Below are 18,146 nucleotides of genomic sequence, written 5' to 3'. Positions count from 1 at the left end.
GTTGCGAGTGTGGCGATCCAGGCCTATGGTCCAGACGAAGCGTTGCCACAACCAATGCGATGACTCGCCGACGGTTTATGGCAATCCACCGAGGATCCAAGCAGCGAGGTGACGACATGCCCAACGACTCCCGCCCTGCCGTGCTCGAACTGATCGGCAACACGCCACTGGTGCGTGTCAGCCGTTTCGATACCGGTCCCTGTACCCTGTTTCTCAAGCTCGAATCACAGAACCCCGGCGGATCGATCAAGGACCGCATTGGCCTGGCGATGATCGACGCCGCCGAGCGCGACGGCCGCCTCAAGCCCGGGGGCACCATTGTCGAAGCCACCGCGGGCAATACCGGCCTGGGCCTGGCGCTGGTCGGCCGGGCCAAGGGCTACCGGGTGGTGCTGGTGGTACCGGACAAGATGTCTACCGAGAAAGTCCTGCACCTCAAGGCGATGGGCGCCGAGGTGCACATCACCCGTTCCGATGTCGGCAAGGGTCACCCCGATTACTACCAAGACGTTGCCGCGCGCCTGGCCGCGGAAATTCCCGATGCCTTCTTCGCCGATCAGTTCAACAACCCGGCCAATCCGCTGGCCCACGAGTGCAGCACGGCGCCGGAGATCTGGGCGCAGACCCAGCATGATGTGGACGCCATTGTCGTCGGCGTCGGTTCGGCTGGCACGCTGACCGGGCTGACCCGGTTCTTCAGCCGGGTGCAGCCGGACCTTGAGATGGTATTGGCCGATCCTGTCGGTTCAGTCATGGCTGAATACAGCCGTAGCGGCACCCTCGGCACCCCCGGCTCCTGGGCCGTGGAAGGCATTGGCGAAGACTTCATCCCATCGATTTGCGACCTGTCCAGCGTGCGTCACGCCTATTCGATCAGCGACGAGGAAAGCTTCGATCACGCCCGCCAACTGCTGCGCGCCGAAGGCATTCTCGGCGGTTCGTCGACTGGCACCTTGCTGGCGGCAGCGCTGCGGTATTGCCGCGAACAGACCGAGCCGAAACGGGTGGTCAGCTTCGTCTGCGACACCGGCACCCGATACCTGTCGAAGGTCTACAACGATCAGTGGATGAACGATCAGGGGCTGCTGCCGAGCAAGCGCTACGGCGACTTGCGCGACCTGATCGCACGACGCTTCGAGGATGGCCGCGTGATCAGCGTCAGCCCGGACGACACCCTGCTCACCGCGTTCCAGCGCATGCGCCTGGCGGATGTTTCGCAACTGCCGGTACTGGCGGGCGGCAAGCGCCTGGTCGGGGTGATCGACGAGTCCGACATTTTGCTGGGGGTGCACGAAGACGCGTCGCTCTTTCGCAAAACCGTCAACAGCGTCATGACCGACAAACTACAAACTCTGCCGCCCGACGCTACCCGCGCGGAACTGGAAGTAGTCATCGACCGAGGGTTGGTGGCAATCATCGCCGACGCCTCGGGCTTCCACGGCCTGATTACCCGGGTCGACATGCTCAATCACTTACGGAGAACCCTTGCATGAGTCAGCACGATAAAAACACCGCGCCGCGCGGCTTCGCTACGCGGGTGATCCACGCCGGACAGACGCCGGACCCTACCACCGGGGCGCTGATGCCGCCGATCTATGCCAACTCCACCTACTTGCAAGACAGCCCCGGCGTGCACAAAGGCTTCGACTACGGGCGCTCGCACAACCCGACACGCTTTGCTCTGGAACGCTGCGTGGCAGATCTCGAAGGTGGCACCCGGGCCTTCGCCTTCGCTTCCGGGCTGGCGACAATTTCTACGGTGCTCGAACTGCTCGATGCAGGCTCGCACATTGTCTCCGGCAATGATCTGTACGGCGGGACCTTCCGCCTGTTCGACAAGGTGCGCCAACGTAGCGCCGGACACCGCTTCAGCTTCGTCGACCTGACGGACCTGACCGCGTTCGAAGCGGCGTTGCAGGACGACACACGGATGGTCATGGTCGAGACGCCGAGCAATCCCCTGCTGCGTCTTTCAGATCTCGCTGCCATCGCCCGCATCTGCCGTGCCCGCGGCATCATCTGCGTGGCCGATAACACCTTTGCCAGCCCATGGATTCAGCGCCCGCTGGAACTGGGTTTCGACATCGTGCTGCACTCGACGACCAAGTACCTGAACGGCCACTCCGACGTGATCGGCGGCATCGCCGTGGTCGGCCAGAACGCCGAACTGGCCGAGCGCCTGGGCTTCCTGCAAAACGCGGTGGGTGCCATCGCCGGGCCGTTCGACGCCTTTCTCACCCTGCGTGGCGTGAAGACCCTGGCGCTGCGCATGGAACGCCACTGCAGCAATGCGCTGGAGTTGGCGCAATGGCTGGAACGTCAGCCGCAGGTAGCGCGCGTCTACTATCCAGGCTTGCCATCGCACCCGCAGCACGAACTGGCGCGCCAACAGATGCGTGGCTTCGGCGGGATGATCTCCGTCGACCTGAAAACTGACCTCGCCGGTTCCACGCGTTTCCTTGAAAGCGTGCAGATTTTCGCCCTGGCCGAGAGCCTGGGCGGCGTGGAAAGCCTGATCGAACACCCGGCCATCATGACCCACGCCACCATCCCCGCCGACACCCGTGCGCAACTGGGTATCGGCGATGCGCTGGTGCGGCTGTCCGTGGGGGTCGAGGATGTCGACGACTTGCGTGCGGATCTGGCACAGGCGTTGGCGACGATTCAGCTCTGAAGGCAAAAGCCGAACATCCCCGGCCTTGACGGTCGGGGGTGAACGCGGGCGATGCGTCGCTCGCGTCTCCTATTGCTCAAAGCGCGCTCGACGCGGCCAGGAAGCGATATATGAGCTATACCCGTTAATCTCCCATTGCAGTTCTCAACGCAGGAGGTTGGCGATGAAGTTAAAAATCTCGCTCGCAGCGCTAATGCTCACCGCCGGTCTCTTGGGTTGCACCACCTCATCACACCAGGGAGTGAGCGTTCCGCTGGTTGCCGCCCGGCAGAACGCCGGTCAGATCGGCAATGTAACCTTATCTGATTGGGGCAAGGAAACCGGACTCAGTTTCTTCATCAGTGGTGTTCCAACCGGCGCCTCCCTGCCCTTGCGCCTCTACTCCTTCATCTATAAAGGCAGCTGCCAGCAACCCGGCGCGGTCGCCTATGAAATGAATGATCGTGTCACCACCGAACGCCAACCCATACGCGGCTGGACGTTCTCAAGAAGCGCACCTGTGGCAATGCCGGTTCTGCTTTCCGGTGACTACTCCATCGTTGTGCGATCTGCATCGACCGATGGCAACAGGGATATTTTTTGTGGGGATATCCGGCAAGCAAGTACCGTGAAATAGCCACGGGCATTGTCAAAAATCAATTCGACGCCGACCGGGGTGTCGGTTTACCGGAGCGAAAGGAAAGGTAAGCACTTGTACCCATTCACGCTGGTCAAGGCGCCAATCGGTTCAGAGCGGTTTGTTGAAAAATGCGCAGGGTGGTAGATGGTTCGGCATGAGCCAGCCGGTTGGGGAAACTGTAGGAGCGAGCCTGCTCGCGATGGACGTCAACGATAACGCGTGCTGTCTGAATGAACGCGTTGTCCAGGGTTTTTCGCGAGCAGGCTCGCTCCTACAGGGGTCAGGACTTCATTGCGGCCACAGATCAATCGGAAAATACTTTTGCGATATCTGCGTGTACTTGCCCGACTCATGCAATTGCGTCAGCGCCTGATCGATTCGTGTCTTGAGCGCGGTGTCGGCCTTACGCATCCCCGCCCCTACTCCAAGGCCATATTGCAACGGATCCATCTTGACGCTGCCGGTGCCTTTTTCCTCGTACGCCAACCCGTCCTGGGACTTCAGAAACTCGATATCGCCGAGTTTGTCGAGGAACATGACGTCGATACGACCAGCCAGCAAGTCGGCATTGCAGTCGTCCTGCGTCGTGTAAATACGGATGTCCGACGTGTTGCCGTAAGCAGTCCGGATGAACTCGGCGTTGGTGGTCGAGCCCTGCACGCCGATGGCTTTGCCTGCCAGACCTTCCGGTGTCAGCGTCAGATTGGCATCCTTGGCGGCGACGAAGATTCCCGTCGTCTCATAGTAAGGACGCGAGAAGGCAATCACCTTCTGACGTTCCGGGCTGATTCCCATCGAGTTGAAAAGCACGTCGAATTTGGTGGCGATCAGCGCCGGAATAATGCCGTCCCATGCCACCTCCTTGATCTCGCACTCGGCTTTCATCTGCTCGCAGAGCGCGCGGATCAGGTCGGGTTCGAAGCCGGTGAATTGCCCGGTGGGTGTCTTGACCAGAAACGGCGGATAAGGCTCCGCGGCAACACCAAAGCGCAGCTTGTCCTGCGTTGCATTGGCGGGGGCCGTAAAGGAACACAACGTCATGCCGATAGAGGCCAGCAAAGTCAGATTGCGGAACATTCGTTTCATGATCGATCCTTTCTTGTTCTGGAGGATTGTTGCCAATAGAACGGTTCAACTGCATGTATCGACTCAATACAACTTTTACGCCCCGGTTGCGGGTAACGGCAGCCATCCCTGGATGGCTTGCCAGTCTGGCTCGAGGGCCGCGAAACGTGAAAGCGAGAAGGTAGAAAGATCGGCGAAACTGCACGTGCCGTCGACAACCAGATCGCGAATGGCATGACCGCTCGCCGGCGAGAGTCCGAAGCCGACTCCGGACATAGTCGCGACGGTGACGTTATCCAGCGCGGCAGGACGATCGATAACGGGACGGCCGTCCGGCGTGTTTTCGATGAACCCCGCCCAACTGCGAATCACGCGCTTGTGAGCGACCTTGGGGAACAGTTCGGCGAGTCGTTTTGCGATATTGCATTGCAGGGGCGTCGACTGCGCACGGGTGCCGCGCAGATCCGCGAGATCGACCCATTCATGCGGACCGCCACCATACGCCAGGTTGCCGCGCAGGGTTTGCCGGCCATACAAACCATTGCCATCCACACCGCCGACTTCAAGCAACGGTAGCGGTTCGGTCACGATCATCTCGGCGCGTGCGGTAACCAGCGCAATGTCTACGCCGAGTTGGGCGGCCAGTTCACCGGTATGCGGGCCAGCGGCAATCACTAGGTGGTCGCAGGCGATCAGGCCTTGCGCAGTGCGCACCCCAGTCACCCGGTCGCCTTGGCGGACGATTTCGACGACAGGGGTGTATTCGAGAACCCGACCTCCGAGGTTTTGCAGCGCCCACGCATAGGCTTGCAGGGTGCGGTGCGGATTGGCGTGGCCGCCGAAATGGTAGTAGAAGCCCGCCAGCACGTTATCGCCAGCGAAGGGCACGAGTTCCTGAACCTGCCGAGGGTCCAGAAGATCGACGCGTAACCCATAGTAAGCAGCTTCGTCCACGACTTTTTTATCGAGTGAAACCTGGTGTTCGGTGAGGTCGATACTGATGCGGTCCGGGCGATACTCGGTCGGATAACCGAGCAATTCGTCCATCATCGGCCAGAGCCGCTGTTCTTCGACAAACAGCGGACTGTGGTGATGCGAGCACCCGCCTCCATTTCGGCCAGAGGCGCCCCAGCCAATCAAGCCTGCTTCGAGCACCAGCACATCGACGCCATCGCGTGCCAGCCACCAGGCGGCGCTCAATCCGGTCACGCCGCCACCGACGATGACGACGGACGCTTTAGTGGACGACTTCTTGAGTCCCTGCATGGTGTCAGCCCTCGTTATGCGGCGGGTTGATGTGACGGGCGGTGTCTTGCGGGTGCTTGGCGACGGTCTGCTGCCCGGTGCACAGCCAGAACGGTGTCCACTGCGACGGCATGTCAAACCAGGCATCCCAGCGGCTGCGCATCTGCGGTGTTTCCTCGATCTGTCCCGCCTGTTGCAGTGACAACGGGCGGACCGGCGGACGAAACGAGGCCAGCGCAATGTCCTCCACACTCAAGCCGGCACCGATGCCGAGCAAGGCCGCCACCTGTTCGCGGCAACGGCGTCCCTGGCATGGGCCCATGCAGGCCCGCGTCAGCCGCTTCGTCACGTCCGGGTTGGGCGAGCCGTTTTGCATCGCGCTTTGCGACCCCGCATCGGCGGGTGTCCAGCCGAGGTAGCGCGGCGGCTGGAGTCCCAGAATTTCGCTGGCCGTCACCTCTTCGCACAGGCAAACGAACGGTTGGTTCTGTGCATGAACGGTGGACGCGCGCACCCAGGCAGCGCGACTGGCGGCAATATCGCAGACGGGCTCGTCGGGGACAGGCGCTGTGTCGTTCTGAGCGATGTCGACACCCAGCGCGGCGAGCGCAGTTTGCGCAGCGATCCGGCCTTCGCGCCGGGCAATGTTGTCATCGAGGCTTTTCGACGCCCAGACACCAGCGCAGTCGCCGGCAACCAAAACGAACGGCAACGACGTGCGCTGTGCAGAGTCCGTGTCGGGAACGTGACCACCGCGGTCGGCCTTGAACGTCGTGCTACAACCCGCCGCCTCGACCAGTTCGATCGCGGGAATGGCGGCCACGCCAAGCAGCACCGTGTCGCATTCGATCTCCTTCAAGGACCCGTGCACGGGGCGCCCGCCGCATCGACAGCAACAGCGGTAATGCGCTTGACGCCGAATGCATCCCCGGCCGCCTCGCGAACGACATGCCCCGTCAATACCTGAGCGCCTTGCTCGACGAGCGAGCCAAGCAACGCTGAATCGCCAGTCACCTGCCCGGCCTGTTCAATGATTGCAGCGATGTGCACGCCCTTGCCGATCAACGCATGGGCCGACGCTAGCGCTTGCGTATCGCTACCGACCAGCACGGCGTGCTTGCTTTCCAGCGCCTCGTAAAGGGTCGCAAGTCTATTAGCTGCGCTGACGCCCATCACGCCGGGGCGATGCCAACCGTCAAACGCGAGGCCCATGTCCCGCCTTCCAGCGGCGACGATCACCTGCTTGAAGCGCAGCAGCCAGGCGTTTTTTCATCGGCGAGGCCAGCAACGGCGCCCTTGATCCACGTCGCGGTGGGTTGTTGTGCAAACAGCCCCAGACCGCCGTGCCGAGCCGCACGTCGACACCGGCTTCCAGGGCCTCGGCGATCTGCGGGCGAGCGTCGAGAAGCGATTGCAGCACGCTGTTGTGGTTGGAAACCGCAGCGCCCATTCTCCCGCCGAAATGCAGCGGCACCTCTTCGCCCATGGTTTCGATGGGGACCGGATTTTCGTCCACCAGTGTGACGCGCAGGCCATGCCCGGCGGCGGCCAATGCGGCAGCGAGTCCCGCCGGACCCGCGCCGACGATGAGAATGTCAGTCTCGTCGCTGATCGGCGGCGCTTTGCCTGCCACCGAGGCGGGATCGTAGTAGATGTCTTGTGTGGTCACCGTGTTTCCCCCGAGATGTATGCGCTTGAGAGCGGACGCGCGAGCTTTGGCATGCAGGTGTCGACTAGAACAGCGATGAAGGCGGCTTGACGTCGCCCTCGGCGAATCGCGACAGACGCAGCTGGCGCATATCCAGTCCCGGATCGCCGGAGTCGATCCAGTCAGCCAGGGTTTTGCCCACGATCGGGCCCATGGCAAAGCCGTGGCCGCAGAACCCGGTGGCGATGGCCAGGCCGCGCGGCGACGTTTGTGCATCGATGACGGGAATGCCGTCCGGCAAGACATCGATAGCGCCTGCCCAGCGGTCGGCAATCTGCGTGTTCACTTGCCCGGGGAACGCGGCCTTGAGCGCGCGCATGGCCGTGCCCAGACCTTTGTCATTGGGTGGGATGAGCGGATTGCGCTGGTGAATCCCCGCGCCTAGCCGCGACGATTCCGACCATGGCATGCGCTGGCGCAGATCCGTCAGGCACGCACCGTTCAGGTTGAAGCGAAACGATTTGCGGTGTGCCCACAGCGACGGCGCATACCAATGCAGTGCGCGCAGATGGCCCAGCGTCATATCGACGTCGACATGGGCGTCGTCGGCGATGTTGAAGCTGCCGTCCAGCCTTTGCCGGAAACCCACGCCGTTGGCGATCGTCGATATGCCGCTCAGCGTCGGACCCGACGTGGTGCGCGCCACGGTTCCCCTGACCAGCTGCTGCGGCAGGGAGATGCCGAGCATCTTCAGTAGGCGGAACGTTGTGACGCCAGCGGCGCACACCACGGTTTTAGCCCTCACGTAACCCCGCTCGGTTTCAACACCCACCACCTGGCCGGCGGCGACGTCGATGCCCGTGGCACCACACTGTTCGACGATGTGCGCGCCGAACTCACGGGCACGCATCGCGAAGGCGCGGGCCACGAGCGTGGGCTCCGCCTGACCATCGCTGGCGGTATACAGGCCACCCATTTGCGGCACGGCGTAACCCGGCAGTTTTTTTGCCACTTCACGCGGCGACAACATCACGGTATCGACTGAAAAGCTGCGCGCGACGCTCAGCCACGATCCGTATCCATCACGTTCGGCTTCATTTCCCGCGACGAAAAGGCAGCCGTCGTTGCGCCACCCAAGGTCAGTCTGCAGTTCGTGTTCCAGCGAGCGCCAGATCCCGATGCTAGCTTGCATCAGCGGCACTTCCGCTTCGTCACGCGATTGCTGGCGCACAAAACCCCACGCACGTGACGATTGCTGACCTGCAAGCATGCTTTTTTCGAGGAGCAGAACCTTCGCACCCGCTTTGCCAAGGTAGTACGCGCACGCACAACCCATGAATTGATACCAGTGTGCTCACCGTCATTGCTCGCCGGGACCACCCCGCAAGAGGTACTCAAGACCGCACGACTCGTGGATGCGAGCATGGATCGCCTGGACTGGCGCCGCTGGGAAGAGTACTACCCGGGTTCAACCGGGCCTGACAACGCTCATCTGACGTTCGATACGCTGGAGTCCGCCATCGTCGCCGTGAAATGTGGCCAGGGCATCGCGCTGGTCGACGCCGTTCTCACCCGCGATGAGCTGCTCACACAGCAACTGGTGCGAGTGCATTCAGGCAGCATCGTTACCGGCGGACGTTACACGCTGGTCTATCCAAAGCGGGTGAAGCGCTCAAGCGGCTTTAGCGAGTTCCTTGACTGGCTGGAACAGGAAGTGGCCGGTGGCGGCAGCGCTGTCTGAATGATCGCGTTGTCTGGTCGTTTTTCGCGAGCAGGCTCGCTCCTACAGTTTGATCTGCGGTGAACCAGGGGACCCTGATCGTTCCCACGCTCTGCGTGGGAATGCATCCCGTGACGCTCCGCGTCACCATTGCGCAGGGCTCAAGTCTTGCGTCGTCAGCGGAACGCGGAGCGTCCCTGGCGGCATTCCCACGCAGAGCATGGGAACGATCAGCGACAGAGAACCGTGGGCACGCGCCCCCTCCAAATCCACATTGAATGATCGCGTTGTCCATCCGTTTTTCGCGAGCCGGCTCGCTCCTACAGGATGAGGGCCAAAGAACGCTGGCTATGTTCGCCAGCGAACAGACGACCAGCCCTCCAGGTCTTCACACTCAAGGCTGAAAAGCTACGTCCTAAAGGCGCTGCTCGGTGCTGGCGCAATGCGTTGGCGCACCTCTCAAAATGCGCGCAATTGAACTCGTGCGTTTCAGGCTCAGGACTTTATGAACAGCATATGGACACGCATAAAGAGGGTGTTTTCCCGCTCGTCCGGCTTTTGGCGAACAGGTCAGTTTTCCCAACCCCGATACGAATACGAGCCGATCTTGCGCTCGGAGCTTTTCAGTGCCGATCAGATGGCCAGTCACGGCATCGCCCTGGCCGGGCAGCACCGCCTGAGCGCGTTGTCCGCACGGGACTCAATGCTGCGCAGGCTCGATGACAACGAGCAACTGCTAAAACGCAGCTGCACGGCGCTGGTCAGCGCGCAATTATCCAGTCGAGCGGTGACGCCGGCAGCGGAATGGTTGCTGGACAACTACTTTCTGGTCGAGGACCACATTCGCACCGCCAGAACGCACCTGCCCAAAGGCTATAGCCGGGAGTTGCCACGCCTGATCAACGGCCCGTCGGCCGGGTTGCCTCGAGTCTATGACATCGCTCTGGAGACCATCTCCCATGGTGACGGTCGTGTGGATGAGCAAAGTCTGAGCCGCTTCATTGTTTCCTATCAGACAGTGATGCCACTGGCGCTGGGCGAACTGTGGGCGATACCGATCATGTTGCGTCTGGCGTTGATCGAAACCTGCGGCGCGTGGCTTCGCGGGTGATGGCCAACTCCGATGATCGAAACCTGGCCGATGACTGGGCCGAGCGGTTGATTGAAACCTCGGAACGAGACATCAAAAGCGTGGTGCTGACCGTTGCCGACATGGCCCGCTCCGCGCCGCCGATGACCCCGGCCTTTGTCGCCGAATTCACCCGCCGCCTGCAGGGCCAAAGCGCAGCCCTGGCGCTGCCGCTGAACTGGATCGAGCAGATGCTCGGTGAATCAGGTTCCAGCATCGAACGCCAGGTCCAGCTCGATGCGCAACAACAGGCTGCGGATCAGGTGTCCATCAGCAACAGCATCGGCAGCTTGCGGCTCTTGTCCGCCACAGACTGGCGTACGTTCGTCGAGTCGATGAGCCATGTCGAACAGATTCTCAGTGAAGACCCGGCGGCGATTTACCGGGCGATGGATTTCAGCACTCGTGACAGCTACCGGCATGTCATTGAACGCCTTGCCCGACGCAGCCCCAAACATTCGGAAATCCAGGTCGCCCGTGTCGCGATCAATCTCGCCACCGCCGCAACGGACTCAGTCTCCTGCCAATTGCTGGCCCGTCACGTCGGGTATTACCTCATCAGCGCCGGGCTGCCGACGCTGGAGCGACGTATCAACGCACGGGTGCCGCTTCATGAGCGCTGGAAACGGTTGTTGCAGCAGTCGCCGCTGATTTTCTATCTGGCGCCGGTGGCTTTTCTGACGCTCATCTTCGCCTGGCCGCTTCTGGCCTCTGCGCGGCGCGACGGGATATCCGATGTGGCGTTTCTAGTGTTGGCGATTCCATGTTTGATCATGACCAGCCGCCTGGCAATCAGCCTGATCAACTGGTTGGTGACGCTCAGTATGTTGCCGACGACGCTACCGAAAATGGATTTCGCCAGCGGTATTCCCGACGACGGGCGAAGCCTGGTAGTGATCCCGACACTGATCGCAAGCCTTGCCGATGTGGACGAACTGGTGGAAGGCCTTGAAGTTCGTTTTCTCGCCAACCGCGACAGCAATCTGTATTTCGCATTGCTCAGCGATTTTCTGGATGCGTCTGAGGAGATTCAGCCGCAAGACGCCGAGCTGCTCACTCACGCCTCCCGCGCAATCACCCTGCTCAATCAAAAGTACGCGGACGGATTGAGCGACCGATTCTTTCTGTTGCATCGGCCGCGCCGATGGAACGCGAGCGAACGCGTGTGGATGGGCCACGAGCGCAAACGCGGCAAGCTGATTGAACTCAATGCCCTGTTGCGCGGCAGTGGTCAGGAGCGTTTCGACGCCATCGTCGGCGACCTCACGCCGTTACGCGGGGTGCGTTACGTAATTACGCTGGACACCGACACCCTGCTGCCGCGTGACGTCGCTCGCCAATGCGTGGCGGCCATGATGCACCCGTTGAATCGTCCGTTGTTCGACAGTGCTGGCGAGCAGATCGTTTCCGGCTACGCGGTGCTGCAACCGCGAGTGGGTATCAGCCTGACCAGCGCCACCCGCTCGACTTACGCCAGACTGTTTGGCAGCGACGCGGGAGTCGATCCGTACACTCGGGCGGTGTCGGACGTTTACCAGGACCTGTTCCAGCAAGGCTCGTTCATCGGCAAGGGCATCTACGACGTGGATGCGTTTACCTGCGCCCTGGAAGGTTGCCTGCCGGATAACCAGATTCTCAGCCATGACTTGATCGAAGGCTGTTATGCACGATCCGGCCTGCTCAGTGATGTGCAAGTCTACGAGCAATACCCTTCGCGCTATGGTGCCGATGTCAAACGACGGCATCGCTGGATTCGCGGCGACTGGCAACTGCTGCCGTGGCTACTGCCATGGGCGCGCAACGCCGACGACAAGTGGGTGCGCAACAGGCTGAGCGTCATGGCACGCTGGAAGATTTTGGACAATCTGCGACGCAGCCTGGAACCGCTGGCGCTATTGCTGATGTTTGCATGGGCCTGGTTTGCCAGCAGTCAGCCAATGAACTGGACGCTTACGGTCATCGGGTTGCTGGTGATTCAACCGTTGCTCCGTGCGGTAACCGATCTGATGCAGGCCCCCGCCGATGTGCCCTATGGACAATTCCTCAGGGCGCTGCTGGGTGATCTGGGACAGGACCTCGCCCGGGCTTGTCTGACGCTCGCCTGGCTGCCCTTCGAGATGTTCTACAGCGTCGATGCGGTCCTGCGCTCGCTCTGGCGAATCTGCTTCAGCAGACGCCGGCTGTTGCAATGGCAGCCCTCGCGTGAGGTGGAGCGCATCACCGGTAACCGGCTGTCCGGCCTCTATCGCCAGATGTGGATCGCGCCGGTGTCGGCACTGGTTTCACTGACCCTGCTGGCGGACGATCCGCAGACGCTGGCCATCGCCAGTCCGCTGCTGCTGTCGTGGTTGGTTGGACCCTGGATCGCCTGGCGGCTCAGTTCGATACCCGAGCAGTCGGTGTTCGCTCCGTCGACGGAGCAATTGCGCTTTCTGCGGTTGCTGGCGCGCAAGACCTGGGCGTTCTTCGATCAATACGTCGGGCCCGAGGATCACTGGCTGCCACCGGACAACGTGCAGGAAAAACCCAGGCCCGCCATTGCCCACCGCACCTCGCCGACCAATATGGGCATGTCCCTGCTCGCCCACCTGGCCGCTCACGATTTCGCTTACTTGAGCACTGAACGGTTGCTGTACCGGCTCGGCGCGTCGCTGGACAGCATGGACGGTCTGGAGCGCTATCGGCAGCACTTCTACAACTGGTACGACACGCAGACCCTCGAACCGCTACGCCCGCATTACGTTTCCACCGTCGACAGCGGCAACCTGGCGGGTCTGCTGTTGACCTTGAGCGCCGGCATTGCGCAACTTGCAGACGCGCCGATGTTCGGCCCTGCCGTGATCAAGGGCCTGCGCGATACCCTGGATATCCTTGCAGATGCCCAGCGCGCCTCTGGCGTGGATGAAGACACCCTGGAACAACTGAGAAAAGGCCTTGAAGATGTCTCGCAACCCGCGAGCACCGAGACGCTGGCAGAGCTGTTGCACACTGCTCTCATCACGGTCACGAACCTGCAAGCGCACGCCGATGAGGAAAGCCTCTATTGGCGAGAAACGTTTACCCGTCAATGCAGCGACTGGACAGAAGAACTGCAGCGTTTTCAACTCCCTGCCCCCTGGCTACCCCTCAGTCGCCACCTTGCACCTTGCGTCAGATTGCAGGCCTGAACCCCGCCGACTGGGCAGCCGACCATCACCTTCAAATCGAGCGCGTGCGCAGTATTGCCGGCGAGCGCCTGGAGACCCTGGAGCGTCTGGCGTTATTAGCAACGAAGCTTGCGCAGATGGACTTCTCGCTGCTGTACGACACCCAGCGTGACCTGTTCGTCATCGGTTACAACGCCGAGGAGCGCAGGCTCGACAGCGGTTACTACGATCTGCTGGCATCCGAGGTGCGGCTGACCAGTTTCGTGGCCATCGCTCAAGGACAAATCCCCCAACGCGCCTGGTTCACCATGGGCAGGCTGCTGGGTGAGAACGCTGGCGTACCGACGCTGCTGTCGTGGTCGGGCTCGATGTTCGAATACCTGATGCCCATGCTGGTGATGCCCAACTATGACGGCAGCCTGCTGGACCAGACTTGCCGCGCAGCCGTGGCGGTGCAGATCGAACATGGCAACAGGCTGGGCATTCCCTGGGGTGTTTCGGAGTCGGGTTACTACACCGTCGATGCGCACTTCAATTATCAATATCGCGCCTTCGGCGTTCAGGCCCTGGGACTCAAGCGCGGGCTGAGCGATGACATCGTGATAGCGCCCTACGCCAGCGCCCTGGCGTTGATGGTCGATGCCGAGGCGGCCTGCAAAAACCTGCAACGCCTTGCCCAGCAAGGCTCCTCAGGGCGTTTCGGTATGTATGAAGCGCTGGATTACACCGAGGCCCGCGTGCCGCGCGGCCAGACTATCGCTGTGGTCCGTTCGTTCATGGCTCACCACCAGGGCATGAGCCTGCTGGCCTTGACCAGCCGCCTGCTCGATCAACCCATGCAACGGCGATTCGAGGCCGACCCGGCGCTGCAATCAGCCCTGCTGCTGTTGCAGGAGCGGGTGCCCAAATCCGCCGCGCCCTACCTGCAAACCGCACAGTCGCCAGTGCTCGGCGATATGGGCCAGGGCCAGGACACCGGGCTTCGAGTGTTCGCTGATCCAGGCCGCAAACGTCCGGCCGTGCAGTTGCTCTCAAACGGTCGCTACCACGTCATGCTGACCAGCGGTGGCGGTGGATACAGCCGCCGCAATGACATGGCAGTCACCCGTTGGCAGGAGGACATTTCACAAGACAACTGGGGGATGTTCTGCTACCTGCGCGATGTCCAGACCAACACGGTCTGGTCGGCTGCGCATCAACCGACTTTGCATCAACCCGAAAGCCACGAGGCGATCTTCAGCGACTCCCGTGCGGAGTTCCGCGCGCGCAATCTGGATTTCGACACGCATCTGGAGATTGTTGTCTCACCTGAAGACGACATCGAACTGCGCCGCCTGCATGTCACAAACCGAGCGTCATCGGCCAAAACACTGGAGATCACCACCTATGCCGAAGTCGTGCTGACATCCCCGGCCAACGACGCCATGCACCCGGCGTTCAGCAAGCTGTTCGTGCAATCCGAATTACTGCCTGAGCTTCAAGCCATTGTCTGCAGCCGCCGCCCCAGGGCCTGCGATGAACCGACGCCGTGGATGTGCCATTTGCTGGCGGCACACGGCGCGGACATCGATGCGATCTCGTACGAAACCGATCGCGCCCGCTTCATCGGACGAGGACGCAGCCTTGTGTCGCCAGCTGCTCTCGATGACGATTGCCAGCGCTTGTCAGGCAGCGCAGGCGCGGTGCTCGATCCGGTGGTCGCGATTCGCTGCAGGATTACCCTGCAACCCGGCCAGCAGGCCACCATCGACCTGGTCACCGGTGTCGCCGACAGCCGTGATGACTGCGTCTACCTGATCAACAAATACCGCGACCGCCACCTCGCCGACCGGGTGTTCGACCTGTCGTGGACCCACAGCCAGGTACTTCTGCGTCAGCTCAATATCTCATTGTCCGACGCCCGACTGTTCGAACAGATGGCCTCGTCATTGCTGTATGCGAATGCCTCGATGCGCGCCGACAACGCCGTGCTGATTGCCAATCGCCGCAATCAACAGGGGCTCTGGGTCAGGCCATCTCCGGCGACCTGCCCATCGTTGTGCTGCAGATCCAAAGCCTGGACAACATAGACCTGGTGCAGCAGTTGATTCAGGCCCACGCCTACTGGCGGCAAAAGGCCTGGTGGTCGATCTGTTGATCTGGAACGAAGATGAGGGGGTTATCGCCAGCAACTGCAGGACGCGATCATGGGCCTGATCACCTCCGGCAGTGAAGCCACGCTGCTGGATCGTCCGGGCGGGGTTTTTGTGCGTCCGGCGCAGCAGATGTCGAGTGAAGATCGCGTGCTGGTCCTCGCGGTGGCCAGACTGGTGCTGAGCGAAAGCCTGGGCAGCCTGGCCGAACAGATTCATCGGCGCAAGGTATCGCCGGTGCACGCGCCGTTCGTTGCGACCCGCCGTTATCAGTCCGGGTCGGCTTTGGTACAACCGACCCCCTGCGCACTGCTGCTGGGCAACACGTATGGCGGCTTCAGCGCCGATGGCAGTGAGTACATCATCAGCGGGCTGGCGGCCAATCCGACGCCCGCCCCCTGGGTGAACGTGATTGCCAATGCACAAATCGGTACGGTGGTCTCGCAAGCGGGTAGCGCCTATACCTGGACTGAAAACGCTCATGAATTTCGCTTGACGCCCTGGCACAACGACCCGGTCACCGATCACAGCGGCGAAGCCATTTACCTGCGTGATGAAGAGACGGGGCATTTCTGGTCCGCAGCGCCTCAACCCTGCCCCGGAAAAGGCTCCTACCAGACCCGCCACGGTTTCGGTTACAGCGTGTTCGAACATGAAGAAGACGGCATTTACAGCGAACTGTGGATCTATGTCGCGCTGGATGCGCCGATCAAATTCTCGCGGCTGCTGCTGCGCAACCGCTCGGGACGCAGCCGCTCATTGTCGGTCACCGGGTATGTGGAATGGGTGCTGGGCGATCTGCGCAGCAAGTCGGCGATGCATGTGGTGACCCAATCGGATCCGGCCAGCGGCGCCCTCTTCGCTCGCAACGCCTACTCGGTGGAGTTTTCCGACCGCGTGGCATTCTTTGACACCGACACGATCGATCACGGTGTCAGCGGTGACCGTACTGAATTCGTTGGCCGCAGTGGCACCCTGGCCTCACCGGCAGCAATGCAACACGCCGGGTTGTCCGGGCGCATGGGGGGCGGTCTGGACCCTTGTGCCGCCCTGCAAGTGTCGGTTGATCTCACCGATGGCGAAAGCAAGGAAGTCATCCTGCGCCTGGGGTCGGCAACCTCGAGCAACACCGCCACACAGCTGGTACAGCGCTATCGGGGCAGACTTGTGGCAGCCGCGGAGTTGCAGAAAGTACGAGAACACTGGCGCTCATTGCTCGGGGTCATTCGCATCGAAACCGGCGCGCCCGCGGTCGATGTGATGGTCAACGGCTGGTTGATGTATCAAGTCATCGCCTGCCGTTTCCAGGCCCGCAGCGGTTACTACCAATCGGGTGGCGCCATCGGTTTTCGCGATCAGTTGCAGGACAGCATGGCGATGATCCACGCCGATCCGGCAGCAGTGCGCGCCCATCTGTTGCTGTGCGCCGGCCATCAGTATATGGAAGGCGACGTGCAGCACTGGTGGCACCCGCCGATGAATCGAGGTGTTCGCACCGCCTGCTCCGATGACTTTTTGTGGCTGGTGACCGCCACCAACCGCTATGTCGAAATGACCGCAGACGTGGGGGTACTGGAAGAGCCCGTCGGCTACCTGGAAGGACGACCGCTGGCTGCTGGCGAAGAGTCCTACTACGACCTCCCGGGGGAATCCCCCCTGCAAGAGTCCCTGTATCGACACTGCGTGCGTGCCATCGAACATAGCCTGCGCCGCGGTCATCACGGTTTGCCGCTGATGGGATCCGGTGACTGGAACGACGGCATGAATCGCGTCGGCCATCTGGGTGAAGGTGAAAGTGTCTGGCTGGGCTTCTTCAGCTATCAGGTGCTGGAGCAATTTGCGGTGACCGCTCGTCTGCACGGTGACCACGAATTTGCCAGACGCTGCAGCGACAGCGCGGTGACACTGCAACGCAAGCTCGAACAAAGTGCCTGGGACGGCGCCTGGTATCGCCGTGCCTGGTTCGATGACGGGCAATTGCTCGGCTCGGCGAGCAACGAAGAATGTCGCATCGATTCCATTGCTCAAAGCTGGTCGGTACTGTCTGGTGCCGGCTCTGCGGTCCGCCAAATCAAGGCCATGCAGTCCCTGGATGAGCATCTGGTTAAACGTGAAATCCGCGCGGTGCTGCTGCTTGATCCACCGTTTGACAAGGGCACCCTGGACCCAGGCTATATCAAGGGTTACGTGCCTGGCGTGCGCGAGAACGGCGGTCAGTACACCCATGCTGCCGTCTGGGCGGGCATGGCGTTCGCACAGTTGGGTGAAGCCGGCAAAGCGTGGGAACTGCTGGATCTGATCAACCCCGCCGCGCCTGCCAACAACGCTCGAATCGACACCTATAAGGTCGAACCCTACGTGATGGCCGCCGATGTCTACGGCGCCGCGCCCCATGCCGGGCGAGGTGGCTGGACGTGGTACACCGGTTCTGCCGGCTGGATGTACCGGCTGATTGTCGAGTCATTGCTGGGTGTACAACGCAGCGGCCGCAATCTGAGCATCGAACCGCTGATCCCCGTCGACTGGCCGGGCTTCATGTTGCACTACCGATTTGGCAGAACCCTGTACCACTTTGACGTGCGTCAGGGCAGTTCAACCGTCACCTCCATGACCGTCGATGGCCAGCCATTCAGCAGCACTGCACTGACACTGGATGACGACGGCCTGGAGCGTTGGGTCCGGGTAGATTGTCGCGCCCGATTACCCAGGCCTCAGGCGCTGGAATACGAGCATGCCGTCGATAAATAGACATTGATCACCAGCCTTGG

The 18,146-nt window shown here is 61.6% G+C and carries 10 protein-coding genes and 1 pseudogene; 5 read left to right on the top strand and 6 right to left on the bottom strand.

What is annotated here, in order from left to right:
* Positions 1-116 precede the first annotated feature (116 nt).
* The 3 genes from CES87_RS20090 to CES87_RS20080 all read left to right on the top strand — a co-directional run bounded on the left by CES87_RS20090 (position 117) and on the right by CES87_RS20080 (position 3,290).
* Positions 117-1,493: a pyridoxal-phosphate dependent enzyme gene (locus CES87_RS20090; protein ID WP_128607480.1), complete on the top strand. Its 1,377-nt coding sequence runs from the start codon at positions 117-119 to the stop codon at positions 1,491-1,493.
* Positions 1,490-2,674 carry a cystathionine gamma-synthase gene (locus CES87_RS20085; RefSeq protein ID WP_128607479.1) on the top strand — a complete coding sequence of 395 codons (1,185 nt, stop codon included), beginning with the start codon at positions 1,490-1,492 and terminating at the stop codon, positions 2,672-2,674. Before CES87_RS20090 ends, CES87_RS20085 begins: the two co-directional genes overlap by 4 nt.
* Positions 2,675-2,837: 163 nt before the next feature.
* On the top strand, positions 2,838-3,290 hold the full coding sequence (locus CES87_RS20080) for a hypothetical protein (RefSeq protein WP_128607478.1): 453 nt from the start codon (positions 2,838-2,840) through the stop codon (positions 3,288-3,290).
* A gap of 291 nt (positions 3,291-3,581) precedes the next feature.
* Here the strand turns inward: CES87_RS20080 and CES87_RS20070 are convergent, their stop codons facing one another.
* The 6 genes from CES87_RS20070 to CES87_RS20045 form a co-directional block, all read right to left on the bottom strand.
* Positions 3,582-4,379: a transporter substrate-binding domain-containing protein gene (locus CES87_RS20070; RefSeq protein WP_128607476.1), complete on the bottom strand. Its 798-nt coding sequence runs from the start codon at positions 4,377-4,379 to the stop codon at positions 3,582-3,584.
* 75 nt (positions 4,380-4,454) lie between these two features.
* Positions 4,455-5,741, bottom strand: coding sequence for an NAD(P)/FAD-dependent oxidoreductase (locus CES87_RS20065; protein WP_371858236.1), 1,287 nt, complete (start codon positions 5,739-5,741; stop codon positions 4,455-4,457).
* The gene (locus CES87_RS20060) at positions 5,629-6,462 is read right to left on the bottom strand and encodes a hypothetical protein (RefSeq protein ID WP_128607474.1); all 834 of its coding nucleotides are present in this window, start codon (positions 6,460-6,462) and stop codon (positions 5,629-5,631) included. The genes CES87_RS20065 and CES87_RS20060 overlap by 113 nt, the downstream gene beginning before the upstream one ends.
* On the bottom strand, positions 6,459-6,815 hold the full coding sequence (locus CES87_RS20055; RefSeq protein WP_128607473.1) for a hypothetical protein: 357 nt from the start codon (positions 6,813-6,815) through the stop codon (positions 6,459-6,461). The genes CES87_RS20060 and CES87_RS20055 overlap by 4 nt, the downstream gene beginning before the upstream one ends.
* Positions 6,799-7,272, bottom strand: coding sequence for an FAD-dependent oxidoreductase (locus CES87_RS20050; protein ID WP_128607472.1), 474 nt, complete (start codon positions 7,270-7,272; stop codon positions 6,799-6,801). The genes CES87_RS20055 and CES87_RS20050 overlap by 17 nt, the downstream gene beginning before the upstream one ends.
* Positions 7,273-7,336: 64 nt before the next feature.
* Positions 7,337-8,587: an FAD-binding oxidoreductase gene (locus CES87_RS20045; protein ID WP_128607471.1), complete on the bottom strand. Its 1,251-nt coding sequence runs from the start codon at positions 8,585-8,587 to the stop codon at positions 7,337-7,339.
* Between the two features lie 12 nt (positions 8,588-8,599).
* Here CES87_RS20045 and CES87_RS20040 point away from each other — a divergent pair, with 12 nt between their 5' ends.
* Together CES87_RS20040 and CES87_RS20035 are read left to right on the top strand one after the other, a co-directional pair.
* Positions 8,600-8,992, top strand: coding sequence for a LysR substrate-binding domain-containing protein (locus tag CES87_RS20040; RefSeq protein ID WP_178081456.1), 393 nt, complete (start codon positions 8,600-8,602; stop codon positions 8,990-8,992).
* A 484-nt stretch (positions 8,993-9,476) separates the two neighbouring features.
* Positions 9,477-18,126: pseudogene (locus tag CES87_RS20035) on the top strand (GH36-type glycosyl hydrolase domain-containing protein).
* Positions 18,127-18,146 lie beyond the last annotated feature (20 nt).

It is taken from the genome of Pseudomonas sp. ERMR1:02 (assembly GCF_002277815.1).
Taxonomy (GTDB): Bacteria; Pseudomonadota; Gammaproteobacteria; order Pseudomonadales; family Pseudomonadaceae; genus Aquipseudomonas.
Note: the sequence above shows the minus strand (reverse complement) of the source record. Positions and strands in the feature narration are given on the sequence as shown.